At 33.5% G+C, this 23,905-nt stretch carries 18 protein-coding genes, 1 tRNA gene and 3 pseudogenes; 13 read left to right on the forward strand and 9 right to left on the reverse strand.

All coding sequences use genetic code 11. The features are described from left to right. Nucleotides 1-404: 404 nt before the first annotated feature. Complete coding sequence (gene rimO, locus ACFILU_RS01530; RefSeq protein ID WP_375674446.1) at nucleotides 405-1,718, reverse strand: 30S ribosomal protein S12 methylthiotransferase RimO; 1,314 nt, start codon at nucleotides 1,716-1,718, stop codon at nucleotides 405-407. Nucleotides 1,719-2,177: 459 nt separating this feature from the next. Further along, complete coding sequence (gene lexA, locus ACFILU_RS01535) at nucleotides 2,178-2,882, reverse strand: transcriptional repressor LexA (protein WP_273791042.1); 705 nt, start codon at nucleotides 2,880-2,882, stop codon at nucleotides 2,178-2,180. A gap of 1,216 nt (nucleotides 2,883-4,098) precedes the next feature. On the opposite strand from lexA, the gene ACFILU_RS01540 reads away from it, so the two are divergent. Continuing rightward, nucleotides 4,099-4,174 (forward strand) — tRNA-Lys (locus ACFILU_RS01540). A gap of 90 nt (nucleotides 4,175-4,264) precedes the next feature. Here ACFILU_RS01540 and ACFILU_RS01545 read toward each other — a convergent pair. Continuing rightward, nucleotides 4,265-4,451: pseudogene (locus ACFILU_RS01545) on the reverse strand (hypothetical protein); the annotation flags it as partial. Nucleotides 4,452-4,728: 277 nt separating this feature from the next. On the opposite strand from ACFILU_RS01545, the gene ACFILU_RS01550 reads away from it, so the two are divergent. Next, on the forward strand, nucleotides 4,729-5,628 hold the full coding sequence (locus tag ACFILU_RS01550) for a septal ring lytic transglycosylase RlpA family protein (protein ID WP_375674447.1): 900 nt from the start codon (nucleotides 4,729-4,731) through the stop codon (nucleotides 5,626-5,628). A 149-nt stretch (nucleotides 5,629-5,777) separates the two neighbouring features. On the opposite strand, the gene ACFILU_RS01555 is transcribed toward ACFILU_RS01550, so the two are convergent. Further along, nucleotides 5,778-6,002, reverse strand: coding sequence for a hypothetical protein (locus ACFILU_RS01555; protein ID WP_273791044.1), 225 nt, complete (start codon nucleotides 6,000-6,002; stop codon nucleotides 5,778-5,780). A 718-nt stretch (nucleotides 6,003-6,720) separates the two neighbouring features. Between ACFILU_RS01555 and ACFILU_RS01560 the strand changes: the two genes are divergently transcribed. The 7 genes from ACFILU_RS01560 (at nucleotide 6,721) to ACFILU_RS01590 (ending at nucleotide 13,282) form a co-directional block, all read left to right on the forward strand. Next, entirely contained in the window at nucleotides 6,721-7,884 is a 1,164-nt protein-coding gene (locus ACFILU_RS01560) for a D-alanyl-D-alanine carboxypeptidase family protein (RefSeq protein WP_375674448.1), read from the forward strand. 28 nt (nucleotides 7,885-7,912) lie between these two features. Continuing rightward, nucleotides 7,913-8,557, forward strand: a complete 645-nt coding sequence (gene tmk / locus ACFILU_RS01565) for a dTMP kinase (RefSeq protein WP_273791046.1) — start codon at nucleotides 7,913-7,915, stop codon at nucleotides 8,555-8,557. Next, the gene (locus tag ACFILU_RS01570; protein WP_375611915.1) at nucleotides 8,554-9,597 is read left to right on the forward strand and encodes a DNA polymerase III subunit delta'; all 1,044 of its coding nucleotides are present in this window, start codon (nucleotides 8,554-8,556) and stop codon (nucleotides 9,595-9,597) included. The genes tmk and ACFILU_RS01570 overlap by 4 nt, the downstream gene beginning before the upstream one ends. Nucleotides 9,598-9,673: 76 nt before the next feature. Next, entirely contained in the window at nucleotides 9,674-11,233 is a 1,560-nt protein-coding gene (gene metG, locus ACFILU_RS01575) for a methionine--tRNA ligase (protein ID WP_375674449.1), read from the forward strand. Beyond that, the gene (locus ACFILU_RS01580; protein ID WP_273791049.1) at nucleotides 11,223-11,996 is read left to right on the forward strand and encodes a TatD family hydrolase; all 774 of its coding nucleotides are present in this window, start codon (nucleotides 11,223-11,225) and stop codon (nucleotides 11,994-11,996) included. The genes metG and ACFILU_RS01580 overlap by 11 nt, the downstream gene beginning before the upstream one ends. A 10-nt stretch (nucleotides 11,997-12,006) precedes the next feature. Continuing rightward, the gene (locus ACFILU_RS01585; RefSeq protein ID WP_375631133.1) at nucleotides 12,007-12,816 is read left to right on the forward strand and encodes an MBL fold metallo-hydrolase; all 810 of its coding nucleotides are present in this window, start codon (nucleotides 12,007-12,009) and stop codon (nucleotides 12,814-12,816) included. A gap of 109 nt (nucleotides 12,817-12,925) precedes the next feature. Continuing rightward, nucleotides 12,926-13,282 (forward strand): hypothetical protein, encoded by a 357-nt coding sequence (locus ACFILU_RS01590; protein WP_375674450.1) that lies wholly within the window; start codon nucleotides 12,926-12,928, stop codon nucleotides 13,280-13,282. A gap of 245 nt (nucleotides 13,283-13,527) precedes the next feature. Here ACFILU_RS01590 and ACFILU_RS01595 read toward each other — a convergent pair whose 3' ends face one another. Genes ACFILU_RS01595 through pcsA form a run of 3 tightly spaced genes read right to left on the reverse strand, consistent with a single transcriptional unit; the run spans nucleotide 13,528 to nucleotide 15,824 of the window. Continuing rightward, nucleotides 13,528-13,941, reverse strand: a complete 414-nt coding sequence (locus ACFILU_RS01595; RefSeq protein ID WP_375663061.1) for a DUF6163 family protein — start codon at nucleotides 13,939-13,941, stop codon at nucleotides 13,528-13,530. After that, nucleotides 13,938-14,984, reverse strand: a complete 1,047-nt coding sequence (locus ACFILU_RS01600) for an enoyl-CoA hydratase/isomerase family protein (protein ID WP_375674451.1) — start codon at nucleotides 14,982-14,984, stop codon at nucleotides 13,938-13,940. Before ACFILU_RS01600 ends, ACFILU_RS01595 begins: the two co-directional genes overlap by 4 nt. A 21-nt stretch (nucleotides 14,985-15,005) precedes the next feature. Beyond that, nucleotides 15,006-15,824, reverse strand: coding sequence for a phosphatidylcholine synthase (pcsA, locus tag ACFILU_RS01605; protein ID WP_375672383.1), 819 nt, complete (start codon nucleotides 15,822-15,824; stop codon nucleotides 15,006-15,008). Nucleotides 15,825-16,006: 182 nt separating this feature from the next. On the opposite strand from pcsA, the gene ACFILU_RS01610 reads away from it, so the two are divergent. The 4 genes and pseudogenes from ACFILU_RS01610 (at nucleotide 16,007) to sodC (ending at nucleotide 19,290) form a co-directional block, all read left to right on the forward strand. Continuing rightward, nucleotides 16,007-17,233 (forward strand): UbiH/UbiF family hydroxylase, encoded by a 1,227-nt coding sequence (locus tag ACFILU_RS01610; protein ID WP_375674452.1) that lies wholly within the window; start codon nucleotides 16,007-16,009, stop codon nucleotides 17,231-17,233. A gap of 427 nt (nucleotides 17,234-17,660) precedes the next feature. Then, complete coding sequence (locus tag ACFILU_RS01615) at nucleotides 17,661-18,005, forward strand: hypothetical protein (RefSeq protein ID WP_375674453.1); 345 nt, start codon at nucleotides 17,661-17,663, stop codon at nucleotides 18,003-18,005. After that, entirely contained in the window at nucleotides 17,983-18,339 is a 357-nt protein-coding gene (locus ACFILU_RS01620; RefSeq protein WP_375674454.1) for a hypothetical protein, read from the forward strand. Before ACFILU_RS01615 ends, ACFILU_RS01620 begins: the two co-directional genes overlap by 23 nt. 424 nt (nucleotides 18,340-18,763) lie before the next feature. Next, nucleotides 18,764-19,290 (forward strand): annotated as a pseudogene (gene sodC / locus ACFILU_RS01625) (superoxide dismutase [Cu-Zn] SodC). Between the two features lie 542 nt (nucleotides 19,291-19,832). On the opposite strand, the gene ACFILU_RS01630 reads toward sodC, so the two are convergent. After that, a complete protein-coding gene (locus tag ACFILU_RS01630; RefSeq protein ID WP_375674455.1) occupies nucleotides 19,833-20,771 on the reverse strand; it encodes a COG2958 family protein in 939 nt (312 codons plus the stop codon). 377 nt (nucleotides 20,772-21,148) lie between these two features. Beyond that, a pseudogene (locus ACFILU_RS01635) lies at nucleotides 21,149-23,900 on the reverse strand (DEAD/DEAH box helicase). Between the last annotated feature and the right edge of the window lie 5 nt (nucleotides 23,901-23,905).

The following is a 23,905-nucleotide window of genomic DNA, read 5'->3' on the forward strand; positions in this document are numbered from 1 at the left end:
ATCTATAAAAAACATCTGCCTGCATATCACAAAGGAAATTCTCGTGTGCATCAAACTCTCTTGAAAAAATTTTCCTTTCACTAACCAATGACTGTCGCAATATCAAAAATAGGAAAATAGTACGATTGTTGATTTGCTCTTTTGTTAATTAAAAATAGTGAACCTTGTGGATTTTATTTTATTCTGTTGCGCCGCCATCACCGTCATTTAAGGTATTAAATTAAGAGAATATATAACTGCTTGATATTTTGGGAGTGTATAGCAACACTCAGGGCAAGAATTGCTCGTAAATTCTCATGAAGTGAGTTACATAAGTGATCAAGTTCGATTGTGAGTAGCCGACCTTTTATAAACCAATGCTGATAGAAATCTTCATCATTGAGGACAGAGAAGGAGTTAAATTTTTAAACGGCTATACCATAAAGGTCATAGGCATCCGATTGTTCGATTTTAACGGTGACAAATTCACCAACACGCAGTGGGCGTCGTGATGATATATGGACAACACCATCTATTTCTGGAGCATCGTACTGACTCCGTCCTTTGGCAACTTTTCCTTGACTTTCATCAATAAGAACTTGGAGTCTTTTTCCAATTTTTTTCTTTAAAAGATATGTAGAAATTTGTTGTTGTTTTGCCATAAAACGATGCCAGCGGTTTTCTTTCACCTCTTCAGGAATATTTTCTAATCCCAAATTATTTGCGGCAGCTCCTTTTACTTCTTCATATTTAAAGCACCCAGCGCGTTCAATTTTTGCTTCTTCTAGCCATTCTAGAAGTATATTAAAATCTTCATTCGTTTCACCAGGAAAACCAACAATAAATGTTGATCGCAAAGTAAGATCTGGACAGATTTTCCGCCATTTTTCAATTCTACGGTTTGTTTTTTCCATAAGTGCGGGACGCTTCATGTGACGCAAAACAGCCGGTGATGCATGCTGAAAAGGAATATCCAGATAAGGAAGAATTTTTTTTTCAGCCATAAGTTCGATAACTTCATCAACATGGGGATAAGGATAAACGTAATGCATACGTACCCAAATACCCATATCGCCTAGTTCGCGACAAAGATCAAAGAATTTCGTTTTGATTGTACGATCTTTCCAAGAATTTTCGAGATATTTAAGATCAACACCATAAGCACTCGTATCTTGTGAAATAACCAAAAGTTCTTTTACACCCGCTTGCACGAGTTTTTCAGCTTCACGAAGAACATCGCTGATGGGACGTGAAGTGAGATCACCACGCAGAGTAGGGATGATACAAAAACTACATCGGTTAGAGCATCCTTCAGAAATCTTTAAGTAGGCGTAATGGCGAGGTGTTAAACGAATACCTTGGGGAGGAACTAAATCAAGAAAAGGATCATGAATTGGAGGAATTGCTGTATGAACAGCTTCTATAACGCTTTCATAAGCTTGCGGTCTTGTAATAGCCAATACATTAGGATATGTTTGGCGAATAGCATCAGGATCAGCACCAAGACACCCTGTTACAATAACTTTTCCATTTTTTTTAAGAGCTTCATCAATATTGGCTAATGATTCTTTTCTTGCCGAGTCAAGAAAACCACAGGTATTCACAATAACGACATCAGCTCCTTGATGTTGACGTGAAATTTCATACCCTTCAGAGCGAAGGCGTGTAATAATTCGCTCAGAATCTACGAGTGCTTTTGGGCATCCGAGGGAGACAAAACTAATACGAGGTGCTACCATAATGATCCTACAATTACTATGAATGATTCAGTTACGCTTTTATTAACTTAAAAATAATGTTCTTTATTTTTATACCTATGCAATACAGTCTGTTACAAAGTTATTTGATTTTTTTCTACAAAATTTTATGTGTTTTTATGCATGCATACAATTTTGTCTTATTATATCGTAAAATTCCATCATTGAGGACGAGGATATAAGGCTGCTTTCTTAAAAGCATTCAAGTTCTTTTCAAAGTACGTGGTGAATATTTTAAAGCTTACTTGCCAAGCCTTGCATAAGTGAAGAACATGGAGGGAAGGGAAAGTGAAATCCGCTCGATAAGGATCTGGATTGTTTATAAACCGAATTGGGGGCATCCTTTGGCTGTGGAGAAGAAGTCAATTGCGTGTGGCACAATAAAAAAATACTCAACAGCTTCTTATTGCGATATATATCGCGTACTATAAGATTTATTTTTTAATATTTGCGAATAAGTCCGGTAAGTTTGCCTTGTATTTCTACACGCTCGGATTCGTATGTCCGTACTTCATAATGAGGATTTGCAGCTTCTAATGCAATAGAAGCTCCTTTGCGTCGATAACGTTTTAATGTTGCTTCTTTTTTATCAATAAACGCAACAATAATTTCACCTGTTATTGCTGTATTTTGACGTTTCACAATGATCGTATCTTTATCAAAGATACCAGCCTCCATCATAGAATCATCTTTAACTTCTAATGCGTAGTGCTCACCTGTATTAACCATATCGAGTGGAAGAGAAAGGCTGTTTATTTGCTGCAGTATAGCAGAGGCGGGTACGCTTGCAGAAATACGTCCCATAATAGGAATGGTGATATTTTTTTTTTCTTCTTCATCAAAGGGACTCAAGCTTTTTGATATTTCCCTTTTATTTCTTTCTATTATACTGGGAGAAATTTTACGTGCTAAAGAAAGGTTAAATGTTATTTTCTCAGGAAGTCGAATTACCTCCACAGCACGAGCACGATTAGGCAAACGACGTATAAAACCTCTTTGTTCTAAGGCTATAATGAGCTTATGAATACCAGACTTTGAAGAAAGTTCTAATGCATTTTTCATTTCTTCAAAAGAAGGAGGAACACCAGTTTCTTTTATATGGTTATGAATAAACAAGAGTAGCTCATACTGTTTACATGTTAGCATTCAATATTCCAATCAAAATAATAAAAATTAGTAAAGTAAAAATACATGTATATATAACACTTTTACAATTTTTATCGCCAAATCAAAATTATTTTCTTTGTTTTTGATATTATCGTTTAATAAATAAATATTTTTATTTATAGATATATTAAAATTATTATTTATATACTATATAGATACATTAATATTAAATAATGTATAAAATACTTTATAGTTCTGACTGAATTATCTAACACCAAATTTTATGACCAGTATTATCCTTTTCTTCTAAAAATATATCTACATGTTTTGTAATTTCTGATATAAAAAAGTTAAATAGAAGGTATTCTATATATTTAGAACTCTCTATGGGTATTTAAAATCATTTTACATACTGCATATTATTTCTGCTTTTTTATTCTTAGTAAAATTATCTACAGCTCTAATAGTGAACACAATTTATAGTCATTCGAGATATTTTCAATGAGACTAAATTTTTGCTTCATATCTACTTTATTCTATAGGATAAACTGGCTTTCGTTATATATTCATTATGCATAAATAAAATTATACTCTCAAAATGCCATTGTTGCTCATTGTTCCATTTTCAGGTCTAACGTGTCAACTGCTATATACTATTTTCATGAACCCTAATGTTGCGATAAATTTTGATTATTGAAAGGAGGCATAAAAGGTATTTTCATTTCTTTTTTATAGTTTTATTCTCTCACTTATATTGGTCAAGAAAATGCTTTTTATTGTTTCAATATAAAAAAGATTTGAAATGAGATAAGCTTACAGTATTTGAGACTTATCACTCAAGTGAAAAAATGATAAATTATTATAAATCAATATATTATCTTATAAATCTGTATTTATATTTGAAAATTGAACACTAAGATATAAAAAATAATATTATAATAAAAGGTATTTTTTCTTCTCTACCCATTATGCTTAACAACCCATGTGAGGGGAAGGGGGTAATTTATCATAATTTTAACGCTTCGAATCTATGCAATATTTTGCAGTGAAATTTTTCCTTTATTGAAACTTCAAAAATAAGATTAAAGAGTACTTATACAATGATGAAGTAAAGGGGTAAAAACGAAAAATTATTGATAATTGAAGAAAATAATAATATTTTTCTCCAAAAGGTGTTGACCAAATGGAAAGTCAACCGTATGTTCCCTTCACTTTCTACAAATTAGATAGTGTGCAAACTAGATAGCTTGTATGAGAGCGCGTAGCTCAGCTGGTAGAGCAACTGACTTTTAATCAGTAGGTCCAGGGTTCGAATCCCTGCGCGCTCACCAAATTTAAATTAATATCAATAGGCTATAAAAAATTTAAGAATCTTTCTTGTTTTTATTCTTTTTGAAGTTTTTTGTTGATTCTATAACCTGTCATTTTCTATCAGCTGTTTTGAAATAGAGCGATGCTATGCTGTCTCCTGTCCAACAAAAAAGAGCTTTAAGATTACGATAGGATTGTACCTGCGTTGGCAGCACATGTGGTTTCTAATTTTCTCAATCTATAGGTTGATTTTTTAATACCCACTGCATTACATGATTCGCAAAACAAGTTGCTAAAATCACCACTTATTCACACTTTATATTATGAAATGACTTTTCTATAAGATGTTGATTTATTTAATTTTTACTCTTTTTAACATCTACTATAGTACATTTATTTCTTATGAAGATCATAAAAAGGTTAACAATACGTTAATTTCTTGATAGAAGGGGCCAATTCAAGAGTGGTATATGCGCGAGGGGAATCATTTAAAAACGTAAATTCTTCCGTTGCGTACAAAAAGCGTGACGTGGTTTTTACAGTAGTACTTAACAGAAATAAGTGGACTGAATAGATGCCTTCAAATAGAAAAAAGAGATTTACTTTTATGATTAAACCAACACTTCAATTGTTTTCTATGATCGTCATTTCTCAGTCACTGGTATCTTGTTGCGCAAGCCAAACTATGAATTTTTCAATAAAAGATTCCTATCATAATAAACCAATTAACGTAAACACTTCTGTACTACCTCAACAAGTCTCCAATAAGAAGAATCAATCGGAAGAAAAAAAGCGTGGACGAGCGATTGTTGGTAAACCTTATCAAATAAAAGGAAAGTGGTATTATCCTCAAAGTGATCCAACTTATAAACGTGTTGGCGAAGCATCATGGTATGGTTCAGATTTTCATGGACGTTTAACTGCCAACGGTGAAATTTATGACATGAATCTTTTGACTGCTGCTCATCCTACAATGCCTTTACCTAGCTATGCTCGTGTCACTAATTTGAAAAATGGATCTTCAATCGTTGTTAGAGTGAATGATCGCGGACCTTTTATGAAAGACAGAATCATTGATTTATCAAGGCAAGCTGCGACAATACTGGGGTATGTAGATAGGGGGGTTGCAGATGTTAAAGTAGAATATATTGCTGAAGCACCTGTTGGCTATTATGATGGTGCATATTTAATGTCCTCTTATACTCCTGGAAATGCTGCCCCATACTCATTAGCGTCGGAAAATGTTTCGAAAAAAAGAGAAACTGTTTTGTTAAAAGAGCAGCGCAATACAGGAAACAAAAAGGAACTAGCTAAAGCAGCTGCTGTTGAACAGGAACAACGTAATAAAACTGTTGCAGTTAAATTGCCAGAAATTGGTCCTATCATGGTTGATAAGCCGATTCCATTCGATCAAGTTGCTTCTATAAATAAGCTAAACAAAAAAACAAAGGTCAATTGGCTACAACTGTTTTAAGAAAAAATGCATTGATTTTTTATCTATATAATTTTCTAGTAAAAAAGGTAAGAACTTACGGATTTAGTGTAAGATTTTCATCTTAAAGCGCGTTGTCCTTTTCAAAAAGCGTGGTGGGGTGCTATTATTATAAATTCAGTACGGCCTTTCTACTCCATTGCTGGTCTATTCGTCGTTTTATGATATTGCTTGCTTAATAAAGCGCGTACTTTTCTTACTGTAATAGCTTTTGCTAGACGAAGGTAGATTATTGTATCAGTCTGTTTGTGTAATCTCCAAAACAACTGTACAATCGATTTGAGAGGAATAAAAAGCTTAACAAGTAAAAAAATATTTTCTTTTGATTCGGCTTTGCAATTTTCCAAAGTATCCACGGTAATATCTTATGAAGAGATTATATATTACCTCATGCTTTTGTTTATCATGTTCTTTAATGGAGTAAGTTCCCTCACGAAAAACAGAGCGTCTCAAACAAAATACGCTTACATTGCCAATTCACGGACTTATTTAAAAGAGACATACTTCAACACGCTACAGGTCTATTTTACGACAGCGCCTGTGAATGGCATAACTGTAACGCCTTTAGATATCACCATCTTCACACTTATGAAGATATAAACCGACACCGTCATACACTTTGCAAGCCCCAATGTTTTATGCGATAATTCTTAACACTTGAGAGGTTGATAAGAAGTATTTTTACTCTCTTTTTTAATAATTTTTATCTATATACGAACCCTACTTATGATGCGTAAGCAAGCGATTTTATTGAATTCAATATGAGAGGAAATATAACGAAAGAATCTTACAGTATTTTGAATCAGATCCACGTTAAAAGATTATAATTTATCATAATAAATCAATCTACTATCAATATAAAACAACAAATAAAAAAAATTTTGTTTCTCATGCTTTAAAACATAAAATTGAATCTAGGTGGAAGATAAGAAGTGCATCATTTTACTTTTACTAACGCTGAATAAAAATAAAATCTTTTCTTGAGTCATCAATAATTCCTCAATTTGCGGAAATAAAAAAGTTTTTTCCTATATAAGATTCTTTATGTTGATCTTTGGGATGGGAGGAGCAGCTATGTACACAATATTAAGGATCTTATTGATATTATGGGGAGTATTGGCATTTGATACGTGGGGGAGAGCACAAGATTTTCAAATTTCTGCTTCACAATTGTTATTACTCGATGATGATACAGAGACAATACTTTATGAAAAACAAAGTGCTATTCCTTTTTTTCCTGCTTCATTAGTAAAATTGATGACAGCAGAAGTTGTATTTCATCAATTAAAAAAAGGATTATTAAAAAGTACGCAGAAATTTAAGGTCAGTGAAAATGCTTGGCGCAAGGGTGGAGCACCTTCTGGTACAACCACTATGTTTGCAAAGATAAAAACAGAAATCAGTGTTTCTGATCTGTTGCGTGGTTTAATTATTGTCAATGGAAATGATGCTGCTATTATTCTTGCTGAAGGCATATCAGGAGATGAAGCTCATTTCACAAAGTTGATGAATCAGCACGCTAAAATGATTGGATTATCTCAGAGTCATTTTGTTAATGCAACAGGGCTACCCGAAGAGGGACAATTTGTAACTGTGCGTGATATGATTATATTAGCACGTCATATTGTTCAGGAATATCCGGACTATTATGCACTTTATTGTGAGCCTCATTTTACATGGAATAATATTTTTCAACGTAATAAAAATCCTCTTATTTCTAAGGAAATTGGTGTAGAAGGATTTGGTTTTGGCTACAGTGAAAAAAAAGGTTTTTCAATGGTTGCCACCATTTCTAAAAATCATCGACGTCTTTTTTTAGCAATCAATGGTTTGCAAAATGGTAAAAAATATACAAAAGAAATAGAACGCATTCTTCAATGGGGAATGACGGCTTTTGATCTCAAAACGATTTTTACAAAAGAAGAAACGGTTGGTCGTGCTTCTGTTTATGGTGGTAAACAAAATTTTGTTCCACTCATTGTTAAAACACCAATAAGTTTTATGCTTTCGAATGAAAAAAAAGCAAATGTTAAAGCAAAAATTAAATATCATGGTCCATTGAAAGCTCCCATCGTTTCTGGGCAATCAGTTGGCGTTATTCAAATTTTAGAAGATAAAAAGGTTCTTCTGGAAAAACCAGTTTTTGCCGGAATGAATGTTCAGGAAGGAAGTTTCTTTGCAAAAGTAAAAAATGCATTCTATGAAATAACAATTGGATGGTTACGAAAATATTTATAGTTACGCGCTAATAAGGTTAAGATCATACGTGTCAGGTTATTTTATTACATTCGAAGGAGGGGACGGGGTAGGGAAAACGGTGCAGATTTCTTTACTTGCTGAGTCTCTCTCACACCAAGGTTATGATGTTGTCACAACACGAGAACCAGGAGGAACACCAGGAGCAGAAGCAATCCGGCATATTTTGTTGTCGGGGCAGGCGCGACAGTATGGACCGTTGATTGAAGCTGTTTTGTTTACAGCTGCACGTGTCGACCATGTTACTGAGGTTATCGCACCTTCTTTGCAAAAAGGTAAAATCGTTTTATGTGACCGCTTTATTGATTCTACACGCGTTTATCAAGGACTCAATGATACCGTCAGTTCTTCTCTTCTTTCTGTTTTAGAGTGTATTGCGCTCAATGGCATTTTGCCTCATTTAACATTTTTATTAGATATGCCTGCAATGTGTGGTATGAAGCGTGCAAATTTGCGAAGAAAAAAAACAGAAGAAATTGATTATTTTGAAAAAGATCTGTTGGAAATTCAAGAACAAAGGCGTCAGGCTTTTCTTCAATTGGCCAAACAGGAACCCCATAGATTTCGAGTTATTGATGCCACTGGCTCAGTGGAAGCCATTGCTCATCAAATAAAAAATATTTGTCATCAGGTATTGTTGGATCAGCTTTCATGAGTAATGTAAATACCTTACGCCAATATGATGATATTGATACAATTTTATCACCATCCCAGAACAATGTTATCTTTGGTCATGAGGATGTGCGTCATTTTTTGACACAAATGCTTAAAGAAGAGCGTTTACATCATGCATTATTATTTGAAGGAGAATATGGGATTGGAAAGGCTACATTAGCCTTTCATCTTGCTTGGAACATTTTAAGTTTTCAACAGAGTGCTTTCTTGAAACCCGATCCTTATTCTACCCCATGGCGCCAAATTACACAAGGAAGTCACCCTGGTCTTTTGTATATTTCACGTCGATTTGATGTGAAAACGCAAAAGTTTAAAACAGGAATACTCGTTGATGATATCCGTGATATTATGCATTTTTTAAGCCGAACATCACAAGAAAATGGATGGCGTATAGTTATTGTTGATTCTGCAGATGATATGAATAGAAATGCAGCAAATGCAATTCTTAAAATACTTGAAGAACCACCTACAAAAACGTTATTTGTTATTATCGCGCATTCTTCTGGCAAATTGCTTCCAACAATCCATTCACGGTGTCAAAAAATCTCTTTTCGTCCCTTGAATAACGATGAAATGAAAAAAGTTATTACACATATTTTCGCCAATCAGGATTTACCTGATGAGAAAACAATTGAAATGATTATTGAAAAATCTAAAGGAAGTCCTCGAAAAGCTGCTTTACTTGTTTGCCATGGCGGTTTTGAAATTATTAAAACAATTGATGCTCTCCTAGAGAAACCTGTTTGTAACGCAATGATTGTACATACTCTTGCACAAACATTTTCATCTGTTTCTTCTACATTCCAATTTCAACAATTTTGTGATGAAATTCTTAATAAAATTCAAAAAAAAGCTATCATGCTCGTTGAAAAGGGAGACTTATTTCTCTCAAAAAAATATGCGGAAAAATGGCGGGAGATTCATCAAGAAATAGAGGAAATACAACTGTTTAATCTCGATAAAAAGCAGTTTGTTATTAACTTGCTTTTTAAAGTTCATAAGATCATTCATGAGGATTAGTTTTTCCGTGACAATGCGATAAACAAACGTTATGTCATAATATCTTTTATTTATAGCGTTTTACAACGAGTATGACATGCGTGACACATATTACATAACAACTCCCATTTTTTATCCTAATGGTGCTCCACATATTGGACATGCTTATAGTGCAATTGCAAGCGATGTTTTAGCCCGCTTTCAACGGTTAAACGGAAAAAATGTATTTTTTCTTTCTGGTACAGATGAGCATGGTCTCAAGATGCAACAAACCGCAGCTGCATTAGGCATGACACCTCAGCAGCTTGCAGATCGTAATAGTGCGGTGTTTCAAAAAATGCTTGCAGTATTAAATTGTTCTAACGATGATTTTATCCGTACGACAGAAGAACGCCATTATCAAGCTTGTCAGGAAATTTGGAAAAAGATGGAAGCAAATGGCGATATTTATCTCGGTCGTTATACGGGGTGGTATTCGGTTCGCCAAGAAGCCTATTACGAAGAAAAAGATACGGAAGTTGGACCAGACAACATCCGTCGTGAGAAGGAATTAGGCTCTCCAGTTGAATGGAATGAAGAAGAAAGTTGTTTTTTTAGACTTTCTCATTATGAAAAGGCTCTTCTTGAATATTATGAAAAACATCCTGATTTTATTGCTCCATTTGAGCGGCGTAATGAAATTATAAGTTTTATCAAATCAGGTTTAAAAGATATCTCTATTTCACGCGCAAGTTTTAACTGGGGAATTGCTGTTCCTGAGAATCCAAAGCACGTGATGTATGTCTGGGTTGATGCGCTTACAAATTATCTATCAGCAATAGGTTTTTTCAATGAAAATTCAAAAAAACGTGATTTTTGGCCTGCAAATACGCATATTATTGGTAAGGATATTATTCGTTTTCATGCAGTCTATTGGCCGGCATTTTTAATGTCTGCTGGAATTGAATTGCCTAAAAATATTTTTGCACATGGTTTTTTACTTAATCGTGGTGCAAAAATGTCAAAATCTATTGGAAATGTCGTTGATCCTTTTGAAATGGTTGAACACTATGGTCTTGATCAGGTCCGTTATTTCCTTCTCCGTGAAGTGCCATTCGGACAAGATGGTAGTTATAGTCATGAAAGCCTTGTGAACCGTATTAATGCTGATCTTGCTAATGATCTTGGTAATTTAGCACAGCGCTGTTTGTCTATGATTGCCAAAAATTGTAATGCACAAATCCCGAAACCAGCTTCATTTTCAGCTCAAGATAAACAGCTTTTAGAACAATCTCTTCAAGTACTTGAAACTGTACACCAAGCTATGTCTTCTTATAGTATGCATTTAGCACTTTCAGCTATTTTTTCAATTGTAGCAGATGCCAATCGCTATTTTGCCAACGAACAACCTTGGAGTTTACGTAAAAATGATCGAGAGCGATTTTCTACAGTTCTTTATATAACTGTAGAAATCTTGCGGAGAATAGGAATTATGCTTTTGCCTTTCATACCCCAATCAGCAGCAAAACTTCTTGATAGCCTTGCGGTTGCTGAAGATGATCGGTTATTGTATCATATAAGTCATTCAAAAATTCAAGAAGGGCTTGATCTTCCACCACCAGAACCAATTTTTCCTCGTTATATCTTGAAGAAAGAAGATACTCATCATGTTGATTGATACACATTGTCATCTTGATTTTGAAGATTTTTCACAAGATTTGGATAATGTTATCCAACGGGCTTTAGATGCTGACGTTAAACGTATGATAACAATTTCAACCCATGTTTATAAGTTAGATAAGCTGTTAGCCATTGCGCAAAGCTATGATCAAGTCTTTTGTTCCGTTGGAACACACCCCAATCATGCGCATGAAGAACAAAATATTACAGCGGAAGAGCTTATACAGCTCTCGAATCACCCTAAAATTGTTGCGTTTGGGGAAGGGGGGCTTGATTATCATTATGATTATTCTACTCCAGAAGAGCAAAAGAAAGTTTTTCATGAACATATCATTGCTTCTCGAGAAACACAGATTCCTCTTGTTATACATTCACGCAATGCCGATATCGATATGGAGAAAATATTACGTGAACAGACAAAAGAAGGAGCTTTTCCCTTTATCCTTCATTGTTATTCGTCTGGAATGCAACTTGCTCGTGCTGGAATTGAACTTGGTGGTTATATTTCTTTTTCAGGTATTCTTACTTTTAAAAACGCATTTGAAATCCGTGAAATAGCAAAAATTGTGCCCCATGAGCATTTGTTAGTGGAAACAGATGCTCCATTTTTAGCACCTAGTCCCCATCGGGGCAAAACAAATGAACCATCTTTTGTATGTTATACAGCAGCTGTTTTGGCTGAAACAATTGGCTTAAGCATTGAAGAAACAGCTCAAATAACAACGCGTAATGCTTTTCGTTTATTTAGCAAAATGAAATAAGGCAAAAGATATGTGTGATCAATACCGATTTACAATATTAGGTTGTGGTCCTTCTCCAGGAGTGCCAAGACCTAATGGTGATTGGGGAACATGTGATCCGAATAACCCTAAAAATAAACGCTACAGAAGTTCTTTATTAGTTGAACGTATTAAACCTTCAGGAGGCAAAACAACGATCGTTATTGATACAGGTCCAGATTTTCGCTCACAAATGATCGATGCGCGTGTAAGCCATCTTGATGCTGCTCTTTACACGCATTCTCATGCAGACCATATCCACGGTATTGATGATTTACGCAGCTATGCACTTGCACAAAAATGTTTAATAGATATCTATGCCGACAGATTTACACTAGAGCATCTCAAAAGTGCTTTCGGATATTGTTTTCAAACTCCAAAAGATTCATCTTATTCTCCCATTTTAAAAGAGCATCTTATCAATGAAGATAGCCAATTTATTATTCAGGGGCAGGGCGGAGAAATAAGCGTCAATACACATTTACAACACCACGGAAACATTCATTCCTTAGGTTTTCGGATTGGGAATGTTGCCTATTGTACGGATGTTAGTAAATTTCCTGAAAAAACTTTATCCAAATTAATGGATTTGGATGTTCTCATCATTGAAGCTCTTCAATTTAAATCCCATCCGAGTCATTTTTCTGTTGATCAAGCATTACAGTGGATAGAATATTTAAAGCCAAAACAAGCAATACTCACACATATGGACAGATCGCTGGATTACAATAAGGTTATAAATTACGTTCCATCCTATGTAAAACCTGCATATCAAGGTCTTACTTTTGAAACAGATGCATAAGCTTATTATGCGCAATATTTTAAGTTAAATAAAATACTTTTAAATTTATCCTTTATTTTATTTCATTTTTGACATATTTAGTGTTTTTTATGTCAAAAATGAGGCTTTTATGTATAAGAATTTTAAGCGGGGTGTATGTATTGTGGTTTTAGCGGTTTCCTTAACAGCATGTGGGGGGCGTTTAGAAAAAAATATTGCAACGACAACATTACATGACGGATCAATGAGTTGTGCCGATATTCAACGGGAGTTTTTTGCTAATAAACGTCAGATTAATGATACAATTGCAGAGCGTTCTAAAGCAAGAAATAAGAACGTGGCTTTAGCAGCAGCAAGTGTTGTATTTGTACCTGCTTTGTTTTTTATGGATACTAAATCCAGTGAAAGTAATGAAATTTCGGCTTTAAATAACCGTAATGCTGTTTTGAGTGATCTTGCACGTATGAAACGTTGTAAAATACCTTAAAGACCAAATTTTATTTTAAAAGTAAATTGTATGATATAAATATTATGATGATGTTTTAAAGTAGGGTTTTCTTTTTGGATAAAGGGTTTATCTTCTGCATCATATTATCGCATAATATATATTATGGAACTTTATAGAAAAAGTATATCTAGCATCAGCGCTTTGAAGAATGAATCTTTAAAATGAGCTACTTAAATTAGCTAAGATTGAAAATCGAGCCTGTTATTCTGGCTCGAAAATTTCAATCACAATGTTTTTTTATTTTTTACTCTTTTAAAAAACACCATCACAATTTGTAGTGCTATAAAAGCTAAAAACAATATTCCATGAAATAATGGTACAAATGGCTGATAAATAAAATCGGAATAATACATTGTTATTGCTTCAATCAATGCTGCAATACACCACACAATGATGCCCCATAGTGAATACATCCAAAGTCCAACTAAGGCAATAGGATAGAGAATAGCCAATATAGCTGATGCAAATTGCCACTGCCAAGGCATAAGATCAAAACGCCATAGAATACCTGGAAAAACACCAACAAGGCGTATCCAATAACAAATACCTAGAACTAAGCAAATAAGTGCCAAAAACCGTAAGTAACAGTTATAGATTAAATTGATTTTTGAAATATGTTTGTGAGAATTATTTTTCACAATAATAACTCTTGTTCAATAGGTTGGAAGTAAGAATCTACCATTTCATCTGTCACATTTGAAAGTTTATCTGGCTGCCATTGAGGTCTTGTATCCTTATCGATTAACATAGCACGTATACCTTCATAAAAATCATGTGAATGAATCATATGATGCGCTATGCGGTTTTCAATTTTCATACAATCTTCCAACGTTTGAGATGAATTCTGTTTCATTTGTTTCCAGATAACTTTTAAACTTGTCGGGGAACGTGACTGCAAAATATCATAACATTCTTTAGCAAATAAAACATCTTCATTGCTTTTTTTATGTAGCAACTCAAGACATTCTTCTAAGCTATGGGCACTAAAACAACTGTTAATAATACAACGTATTTCATGACTTGTTTCATAGTCTTTTGTAATTGCTCGCTCGTTTAAAGCTAAAGTGGGATCTCCTTGCTCAATAACAGCTTTTCTAATCATATCGAATTCAGTTTCAGCAACGGCGTGTGTTGCTAATCCTAAATTTAAGCAATCTCCCCACTTTATGCGTGCGCCCGTTAATGCAAGATAGATGCCAAAATGATTGGGAAGAGATGGTAAGAAAAAACTTGCACCTACATCTGGGAAAAATCCAATCGCACCTTCTGGCATAGCAAAAACTGTATTTTCTGTAACAATTCGATGCGAACCATAGAGAGAAATACCTACTCCTCCTCCCATCCAAATACCGTTTAAGAAAGAAATGTAGGGCTTTGAAAAATGTTTGATATAAGCATTTAAGCTATATTCATCCCTAAAGTATTGACAAGCAGCAACACTTTTCCCCATATGATAGATTTCTACAACATCTCCACCAGCACAAAAAGCACGCCCCTCCCCTTCAATTAAGACACAAGAAACATTATCATCTGTTTCCCATGTTCTGAGAGCTTTTTTTAAAGCTGAAACCATTCGTTGATTAAGAGCATTTAATGCTGAAGGACGTGTGAGCTTTATAATACCAGCCCGCCCTTCTTTCGTAAAAGAAATATCATCATCTGCTCCAAAATTAATTTGCATCTCACACCCTTCTTAAAACAACTATTTTATTGTTTTTTTTATATTTTTTGCCCCAAGTTGAGGAAATATTTGCATGATTGCACCAATACAATATATATAAACTCCTGTTACCGAAATTCCTATTTTAACCCAATAGGGAGCCTCTAGTTGATAAAAGAAGGCAGAAATACCAAAAAAACACCATAAGAGAAAAATGGGAAAATTAACCCTACGTAAACGAAGGACTCTTACTGGATGAATAAAATAAATTGGCAAAAAAGATATAATCGCCGATAAAACAATAATGATAAAAGTAATCCACTCTCCTGGTCTGACGACAAAAAGCGTAAAAATCATCATATTCCAAACAACAGGAAATCCTTTAAAAAAATTTTCTTTGGTTTTCATACTAGTATCTGCATAATAAATAGCAGATGAAATAACAATAATTGCACTCAATGAAAATGATAACCCTACCCCCATAAAACCACTTTGATAGAGTGCAAAGGCAGGAATTAAGACATAAGTCACGTAATCAATAATATTATCTAACAGTTCTCCAGACCATGTTGGAAGAACGTATTTAACATCAAGTTTACGTGCAATTGGTCCATCTATACCATCAACGAGAAGAGCAAGCCCAAGCCAACAGAACATAGCTGTCCATTCTTTTTGAGAGGCTGATATAAGAGAAAGAAACGCTAAAAATGATCCCGAAGCTGTTAGTAAATGAACAGAAAAAGCCTTTGCTTGTGGCATTGTTACTTTTTTATGGCGTAATAATTTAGCATTTGTTTTGATTTTCTTTGTTAGTTTACGTTTCAAGTTTTTCTTATCCTCGTTTTTAAAGTCTTCAACCATCTATCAATACGCCATTTTTTACCGATGATATAACTCAGCATTTTAAAAAATCATAAAAAGGTTACTTTTTTATATCGCATTATTTATTACATACTATAATAGAAGAGCTTCATATAATAAAAAGAGAGCGATCATTTGGAAATGTTAAAATATTTTCTCAATGGAGAAAGGTTCAAGTCATTGTGATATTTGAAAAGGAAGAGCATAAAGATATTGCTGTTATTGGTGCAGGCCCTGTCGGAATGTTAGCGGCGCTGAGTCTTGCACATGAGGGGCTTTCTGTTTTTCTTGTTGGGCCCCCTGCTCATACAGATGAGTTACGGACAACTGCTCTTATGATGCCTGCAATACGCATGCTTCAAAAACTCAATATTTGGGATAATCTTCAAAAACATGCAGCAGCTTTATCTTCCATGAGAATTATAGATATAACTTCTAGAATTGTGCATGCTCCTACGGTGCATTTTTCTTCTGCTGAAATTGGTGAAAAAGCTTTTGGCTATAATATACCTAATGTAAAATTGAACAGTGCTTTAGTCGATGCTGTTACACATACGCCCAATATTACAAGATTTGTTTCTGCAGCCAAATCTGTTCATCACACAAAAAAACATGTATGTATTACTCTTGCTGATTGTAGAGTCATTCAAGCACCACTTGTTATTGCAGCTGATGGATGTCACTCTCTTACACGTGCCGCAGCAGGGATAAGTGTCAAACAGTGGAATTATCCACAAAAAGCACTTGTTCTCAACTTTTCTCATGAGTTTTCTCATCAAAATACATCAACCGAATTTCATACAGAACACGGTCCATTTACACAGGTTCCACTACCAGGACGAAGATCTAGTCTTGTATGGGTTGTTCATCCTTCCCGTGCTGAAGAATTATTGAATACAGAACCAAAAACAATTGCAAAAATGATCGAAAACAAAATGCAATCAATGCTTGGAAAGCTAAGCTTAGAAACATCAATTCAAGCATGGCCGCTTTTCGGACTTCTTTCTCGTCATTTTGCTGCTAATCGAACAATTTTAGTCGGTGAAGCCGCTCATGTTTTCCCCCCTATTGGGGCACAAGGATTGAATTTAGGATTCCGTGATGTCCAAACTTTAATTGATATTTTACCTAATAAAATATCCAATTCTAACTCTGAAATGATTGTTGCACATTATAACAAATGTCGCAAACCAGATATATTAATCCGAAGTGGAGCTGTTCATACACTGAACTCTGCTCTACTTTCTCATATGTTGCCTGTTCATATCATACGAAGCATTGGGCTTGGTTTGTTACATAGTTTCCCACCATTACGTAATTTATTTATGCGCGAAGGAATGTATCCGGGTTATGGATTCAAGAAAATTATGCAAATATCTCCAACAAAATCATCAAAACAGCCCTACTGAACAATAATGGGTAATAACGTAAAATAAAAAAATAATAAATTGCATTTTGCAATCATATCATATTACTGATGCAAAAAATATCTTTGTTCTTTCTAGGAAAGAAAAAATTATTATATATATTTAGCATATTGATATGAAATAAGATAAAACTTAATTATAGACTAAAGCTTAAATTGTAAAGATATCTTGCTAAATCACATCTGTTAAATTTTGCACTATAAAGAAAATGAAAAATAATACCGTTTTTAAAGAGTTATTTTATAATATTAATTTTAATAAGAAAATAAATAATAAAAAACAGTTTTATTTAATCAATAGATTTTAAAATCTTTTTATTATTAAGTATAATATTAAAAATAAAATCATCTTTGGAACCTGTTAGTAACACAGAGGTTAATGAAGTGTTGTTTTAACAAATGGTAACAAGATGACACTAAATAAATTTTTGAAATTAAGTACTTTTTTTATAATGATTGTATGTGTCTCGTTGATAGTCACTACTTCAATAAGTGAAGTTTTTCACCTTCCTTATTGTCAAACCTTTACCTATAGCTCTACTCAAAATGTCACTAAAATAGGTCAGAACTCATTTACTGCTTCACAAATTAAAAATTGTCTTATGCAAAATGGTTTTGAGAATATTAAACGATTGCGTTTAGATGACAATGGCATCTGGCGTGCTTTAGTAAAATTTAAAAAGTCCCATTTTTTCGTATCCGTTGATTATTCAGGAACAGTTAGCATTCAAAATGAAAGAAACGAATATGATTGATTTTAAAACTTACAGCAACATTTCTTTTTACAGCCGTAAGAAAAAAAACTTAAAAAAGTGCTGCCATTCTATTAAAGAATTTGCTTTCATTGGCGTTTTAAATGGAAGCATATCAGGAGCTATCGCGGCAACTCTTTCAGCTTATGGTTATATTGCTCTTCCAGGATTTGGTCCAGTTATCGCAATGGGTATAGGAGCAGCACTTTCTGCCGGAATAATAATAGGAGCACTGATAGGATCAGGAATGGGAGGAAGTGTCGGTATATGCTGTATTTTATGGGAAATTTATATGAATCATAATAATTCTTTCTCTTATAAATTTCATAATGAATAGAAATTTCTCGTCATTTTTTCTATGAAAAACAATTAAATCATCAACAAATTATATGTTCTTTTTTTTTTGATGAAACGATTATCATATTATAAATGAAATAACATCTAACTTATTAAAACTGTTTGCTTAATTCTTTATTATACATCAAAAAAGTAGCTTTTTTAAAGCATCTCTTGAAGAAATGTAAGCGAGATATAATTATCAGTCTATGGAAGCTACATTTTTTATAGATCAAAAAATGAAAGTTATGTTTAGAAATATATATATAAACATACTTTAATTTATTTGCTCTTTCTAATAACTAATATTTATATTTAAATTATTTTTGTTAAAGTTCAATTTAAGACATTTATATAATATATTATTAATATAGATTATTAATTATAGATAATAATCTATTTAAAAATAAGTATAAAGGTATTTTATGAAAAAAATATTATTATCATTATTGTTTTTTATGGCATTTTTAATTCATAAAAATTCTGTATTAGCACTATCAACACAAGTAAATATTTATAAATTAGAAGATAACAATTTCAAAAAGGCTATTGGTAGCATTAAAATTGAAGAAAACACATACGGTTTGATTTTCATCCCTAATTTATCTACTTTATCAGAAGGGATGCATGGTTTTCATGTACATGTGAATCCTTCATGTGATACAAAAGATGGCATAATTGGTGGAAGCGCAGGTGGACATTATGATCCAGAACATACCGGAAAACATTTAGGACCTTATAATGTCAATGGTCATCTTGGTGATTTACCAGCACTTTATGTTGATAAGCACGGATATGCCATAATGAGCGTTCTTGCTCCACGATTAAAAAAATCTCTGAAATTAAAGGGCGCTCTTTAGTCATTCATTTAGGGGCTGATAATCAATCAGATAAACCATTACCGCTTGGCGGAGGTGGTGCACGTTTAGCGTGTGGTATTATTGAAAAATAAAGAGAGTATTGTGGCAAACTGTGATAGTACACCCCTTTACTATAAGATGTGAGAAAAATTTATTTTTTAAATCTATTTCAAGAAATTGAGTAAACTGTGTGAATATTTTATAAAATTAATATTTTTGAATGTTTACTTCGGATAATAAAAAACTTAATAATAATCAAAATGAACAGCAGTAGAAATTAAAGAAATAGTAGTGTAAATTCTCCGTAAGAAGACTTCAATATGAGAAAGTAATATTTTTAATTCTTGATATAAACAAAGAAAAAAAGTCGAATTTCACTCTCTAAAGTAGCAAATTTGTAATAAATTATAGTGATTAAGTCTAGTATCTAATGGAATCACGCCCAATGCACAAAATAGAACAGGCCTAAAACAGAATTTTTACTCTTCTCCTACTCAACCCCACTCATGAGGTACGCGAAAAAAATTTAATTGATACAATATCAATATAATAAGTCAAACAAAATAGTTAGAGTAATTTTTCATCACTCTGAAAAAAGGGCTTTTAAACAATGGAGTCTTTTTAAAAATACCCCTTATAGATACATATGATCCCAATCTAGAGGACGCATCTCACCAGTTTGATAAAATTGACGAATGAGCTTAATATAATCAAGAAAATCTTTGTTTTCCTCCACTAATCTATTAGCAGTATCACAGTCAATATCACTACGTTCTTTGGCAGGAATTAAGATCTCACTCTCGGAAGAGTTTTCCTTATTAAGTCTTATAAATCCAATTCCATGCAAACTTGAAAGCATCCGAAGCTCTTTTAATGTATCAACTCCTTCAATTTCACTAGCTACTAAATAACTCAAATTAGCCCATGAAGAATTACTAACTGTTTGAAAAAATGCTTTTCGTAAATTTGAACGATTGATGAGAATTTTTACTTCAAAAGACCAAAGCTTTGTCTTTTTATCAAAATATTGCAAAACACAGTCTTTGATTTCACGATTCCATTCCTTGCTTAAATCTTGCATCCCTACGAGATCTGGATAAAGCCATTTATTTCCGCCTGCACCATGTTTATTACGAGAACATTTCTCATTAATGCGCTTGCTATAAACTGCAAGCTCTGACCATAAAAATTTAGATAATAACGGATAAAGATCATGCTCTTTAACAGAGCCACCTTCTGTTCTACTCTTTGCATTGTCCTCTATTGCGTCAATTTCAGCACTATCTGTTTGTTTAGTAAAATAATATTGTCGCGGTCGTCCTTCAGTGGTTTTAATTTCTGAATAACGCTTTTGTAATTGAGGGCGCTGCGATCCTATTTCAGCAACAATTTGCTGAATAAGAGCTGCATCACTATTAAGGGGATTGATTATCGCCGTTGAATGCTTTTGTTTTTGGCGGCATTTCTCTGGGTAATTTTCAAATATCCATTGAGCAATTTCTCGAGCTGTAAACTTTTTCGTCGGGTTTTTCTTTAAAAAATTAAAAACAGTGTTTGTTAAATTTAAAGTCATATGAAAAACTCCCCCTTTTATCCTCTGGGTATTTCATTATATTCAGGCGTTTTAAATGAAAGAACAATAAACTGTTTAAGTTTTTTAAAAAAAGGACATTTATCAAATTACTCAATAAAATTAAAATATTTTTTTAATTTATGACTATAACTCAAAGATCTTTTCACATAACGAAAATAAGATTGTACTTTTATAAAAAATTGTAAATGTGCTACAAATCCCCATACAAAAGCATAATCTTGTATAACTTTTCTATACATTTTTCCTTTTATTTTAACGTCGTTAGAAAAAAGTTAAAAATAATTATTCAAACATTTGATTGAACCTCACACCCGTCAATTAAAAAAACTTATGTGTTTTATTTTTGAAGCAAAAAGTTACGAGCTCTCAAGTATAGATTCTGAAATGGTAAACTCTGCACACAAACCTTCAAAACTACTATTTGCTTTAATAGCATCATGGGGAATAAGAACATAATACCATTTTTTATCGCCATAAGTCGCCGCATAGCGCGTTGCATGACAACACCATTGAACTGCAGCTTCTCTCTTTTTTAAAACAATAGGACTTTGCATTTCAGAGGCTTTTTTAGGCTCACAAAGATATTTGGCATCCTTCGTTTCTACAACAAAGTCCGGTTCATAAGTCGATCCTTTATCATATTCTATTCTGAAAAAACCTCGAGCGGGTTTCATCCATTTCAAGACTTGTGCATCATCCTCTAATATTTGAGCAAATCGTAATTCCCCTTCTACTGAATCAAACTTTTGTAAAGGATAACAGCATTTTCTAAAGCCGCTGAATACAAGTTTTTTAATATCACTTTTAATGGCAGGAATATTACGAAAATCAAGAGGAGACGTCCCTTGCGGTAACACATAATGGATAGGTGATAAAGTTGTAAAACCTTGTGTAACTTTAACCGCATAATCTTTTTGCGTTTCCCATTGATGTTCTCTTAATTGCGCAACAATAAAACTAGTAAGCTTGTGCTGATAGTGAATTAATACGTTCTCAACAGCTGTATCATTGGGTAAATAAGATCGGAAATGTTCTACTATCTGACTAGCTAATTTTCGTAATAAGAGCGTATGGTTATCATAATCGACAAAGTCATTATCAATCAAACCACGAATGATGTAGTTTCAAGATAAGGCTCTTTTACATATTCATTCTTAGAAGTAAGAAAAATGCTTTTATGGGTACGCAATTCTCGAATTAAAAGTTCTTTACTAACAGGTTGAAAATTTAAGCTTTCTAGATTTTTTAAATCAAAATCATAAAAACCATAAGTAACATCACGCGAAGGTATGAGTATAATATTTGGAATATCTATTATCAGTTCTGTTAATTGTTTTGTCAGAATTGTCACCACTTTTGATACAAGAGACTTTTGTGATGAAGGCTTAATATTCATAACTTTATTAGCAATTGTTTCTTGTATCTGTGCAGAACAAAGCATTTGAGAACTTGGCAATTTATCATTCTCTTTGATAAGATCCCACGCGATCGCTGCAATTTCTTGCTCCTCAGGCGTTAATGTAGGGGAATCTGTATTACGTAATATGATACCTTGTAAATCAGAAGATGCTCCATTTATATCGGAATTACGTGTTACCATCGTTTGCATCAATAAAGCTTCTACTTGACTTGGAACTGTCACTATATCGGTCTTTTCAAAGGGGATATTCCCTCCTGTTCCAATCTCAATATGCTTTTTTATAATTGAGTTTGGATCGTTTGCACGATCAATAATATCTTGAAAACGATCATGCGCAATAATTGTTAAACGATCAATAACTTCCACGCCTGTTCTATACCCATAAGGCAAACGCAATCCACGCCCAATTGTTTGCTCTGTTAAAATTTCTGAAGCCGATGCACGCAACGGTACAATAGTATAGAGATTCGTAACATCCCACCCCTCCTTTAATTTATTAACGTGAATAACAATTTCTGTTGGGTTATGAGAATCTTCAATTGCAATCAGCTTTTGAATATTTTGATCTTCTTCTATATTCGACTGTTTTGTATGAATCTCTAAAACTTTTCCCTTATAAGCCCCTGCAAAAAAATCATCTGATTCCAATAAATCACGCAATTTCTGTGCATGATTTGTATCTTGAGAAACAACTAAAATAAAAGGCTTAACGAACTTTTTGTTATAATCTTTTGCATAGACAATTAAATCTGCTTTCACATTTTCATGGGCATGAATTGCATCTTGTAATTTGATATGTTCTAATTGCTCAGATGTATAATTTTGAGGTGAAAATCTTTACGTGTAGCAACAGCAGGCTCTTTTACAAAACCATCCCTCATAGCCTCTGCAAGTGAATAACTATAGACAACATTTTTAAAATCTACGGGTTTTGCACCTATTGTTTTTGGTGTCGCTGTAAGCTCTATTCCTAAAACAGGTTTTAACTCATTAATTGCTGCCGCACCAGCAGAAGCACGATAATGATGTGCTTCATCCATTAACAAAACTAAATCAGGAAGATTTGCGAGATAATCAAAATAACTTTCGCCAATTGTCTCTTGTAAGCGTTTAATCCTCGGCATACTAGATTTTAGTGCGCCTTTTTTATTATCTGTTGTATTAATTTTAGAAATATTAAAAATATTGATAAAGGCCGTATCTCTATTCTCAAACAAACGCTTTTGTCCTTCAAAATGGTGTTCATCAACGCGAATACCTTTACCACTTTCATAATCTTCACCTGTAATAATAACGGGTCTATTGGCAATAAATTCACTCATTCCACTGAAAACATACTTCGGACTTTGGGGACTAAAATCCTGTTTTAACTTTTCATAAATAGTCAAATTTGGCGCTAAAACAAAAAAATGGCGACTGCGACCTGTTAAGTAAAGATAGCTAATAAAAGCCCCCATAAGTCGCGTTTTTCCAACACCCGTTGCTAAGGCAAAACAAAAAGAGGGAAAGTTTCGTTCAAAATCTTGTACAGAAGGATAAAGATTTTTTATCACTTCTAACTCTGCAACCAAATCAGCATTTTTAGAAAGCTCTATATTTTCTAAGATTTTTACCAAAATATTGAAAGATTCACGTTGAGGATCACGTAACGATAAGCGAGCAGAAATCCTTTTTTCAATAGTGTTCATGAAAA

Source organism: Bartonella sp. CL100XZDX, from assembly GCF_042195375.1.
Classification (GTDB): domain Bacteria; phylum Pseudomonadota; class Alphaproteobacteria; order Rhizobiales; family Rhizobiaceae; genus Bartonella.

Coding starts and splice junctions, on each gene's coding strand:
- ACFILU_RS01585 (WP_375631133.1), top strand. CDS start 12,007: ATGTGTGATCAATACCGATTTACAATATTAGGTTGTGGTCCTTCTCCA.
- rimO (WP_375674446.1), bottom strand. CDS start 1,718: ATGGTAGCACCTCGTATTAGTTTTGTCTCCCTCGGATGCCCAAAAGCA.
- lexA (WP_273791042.1), bottom strand. CDS start 2,882: ATGCTAACATGTAAACAGTATGAGCTACTCTTGTTTATTCATAACCAT.
- ACFILU_RS01550 (WP_375674447.1), top strand. CDS start 4,729: ATGCCTTCAAATAGAAAAAAGAGATTTACTTTTATGATTAAACCAACA.
- pcsA (WP_375672383.1), bottom strand. CDS start 15,824: ATGGTTGAAGACTTTAAAAACGAGGATAAGAAAAACTTGAAACGTAAA.
- ACFILU_RS01620 (WP_375674454.1), top strand. CDS start 17,983: ATGAAAGAAACGAATATGATTGATTTTAAAACTTACAGCAACATTTCT.
- metG (WP_375674449.1), top strand. CDS start 9,674: ATGCGTGACACATATTACATAACAACTCCCATTTTTTATCCTAATGGT.
- ACFILU_RS01590 (WP_375674450.1), top strand. CDS start 12,926: ATGTATAAGAATTTTAAGCGGGGTGTATGTATTGTGGTTTTAGCGGTT.
- ACFILU_RS01630 (WP_375674455.1), bottom strand. CDS start 20,771: ATGACTTTAAATTTAACAAACACTGTTTTTAATTTTTTAAAGAAAAAC.
- ACFILU_RS01560 (WP_375674448.1), top strand. CDS start 6,721: ATGTACACAATATTAAGGATCTTATTGATATTATGGGGAGTATTGGCA.
- ACFILU_RS01600 (WP_375674451.1), bottom strand. CDS start 14,984: ATGCAAATTAATTTTGGAGCAGATGATGATATTTCTTTTACGAAAGAA.
- ACFILU_RS01570 (WP_375611915.1), top strand. CDS start 8,554: ATGAGTAATGTAAATACCTTACGCCAATATGATGATATTGATACAATT.
- ACFILU_RS01615 (WP_375674453.1), top strand. CDS start 17,661: ATGACACTAAATAAATTTTTGAAATTAAGTACTTTTTTTATAATGATT.
- ACFILU_RS01580 (WP_273791049.1), top strand. CDS start 11,223: ATGTTGATTGATACACATTGTCATCTTGATTTTGAAGATTTTTCACAA.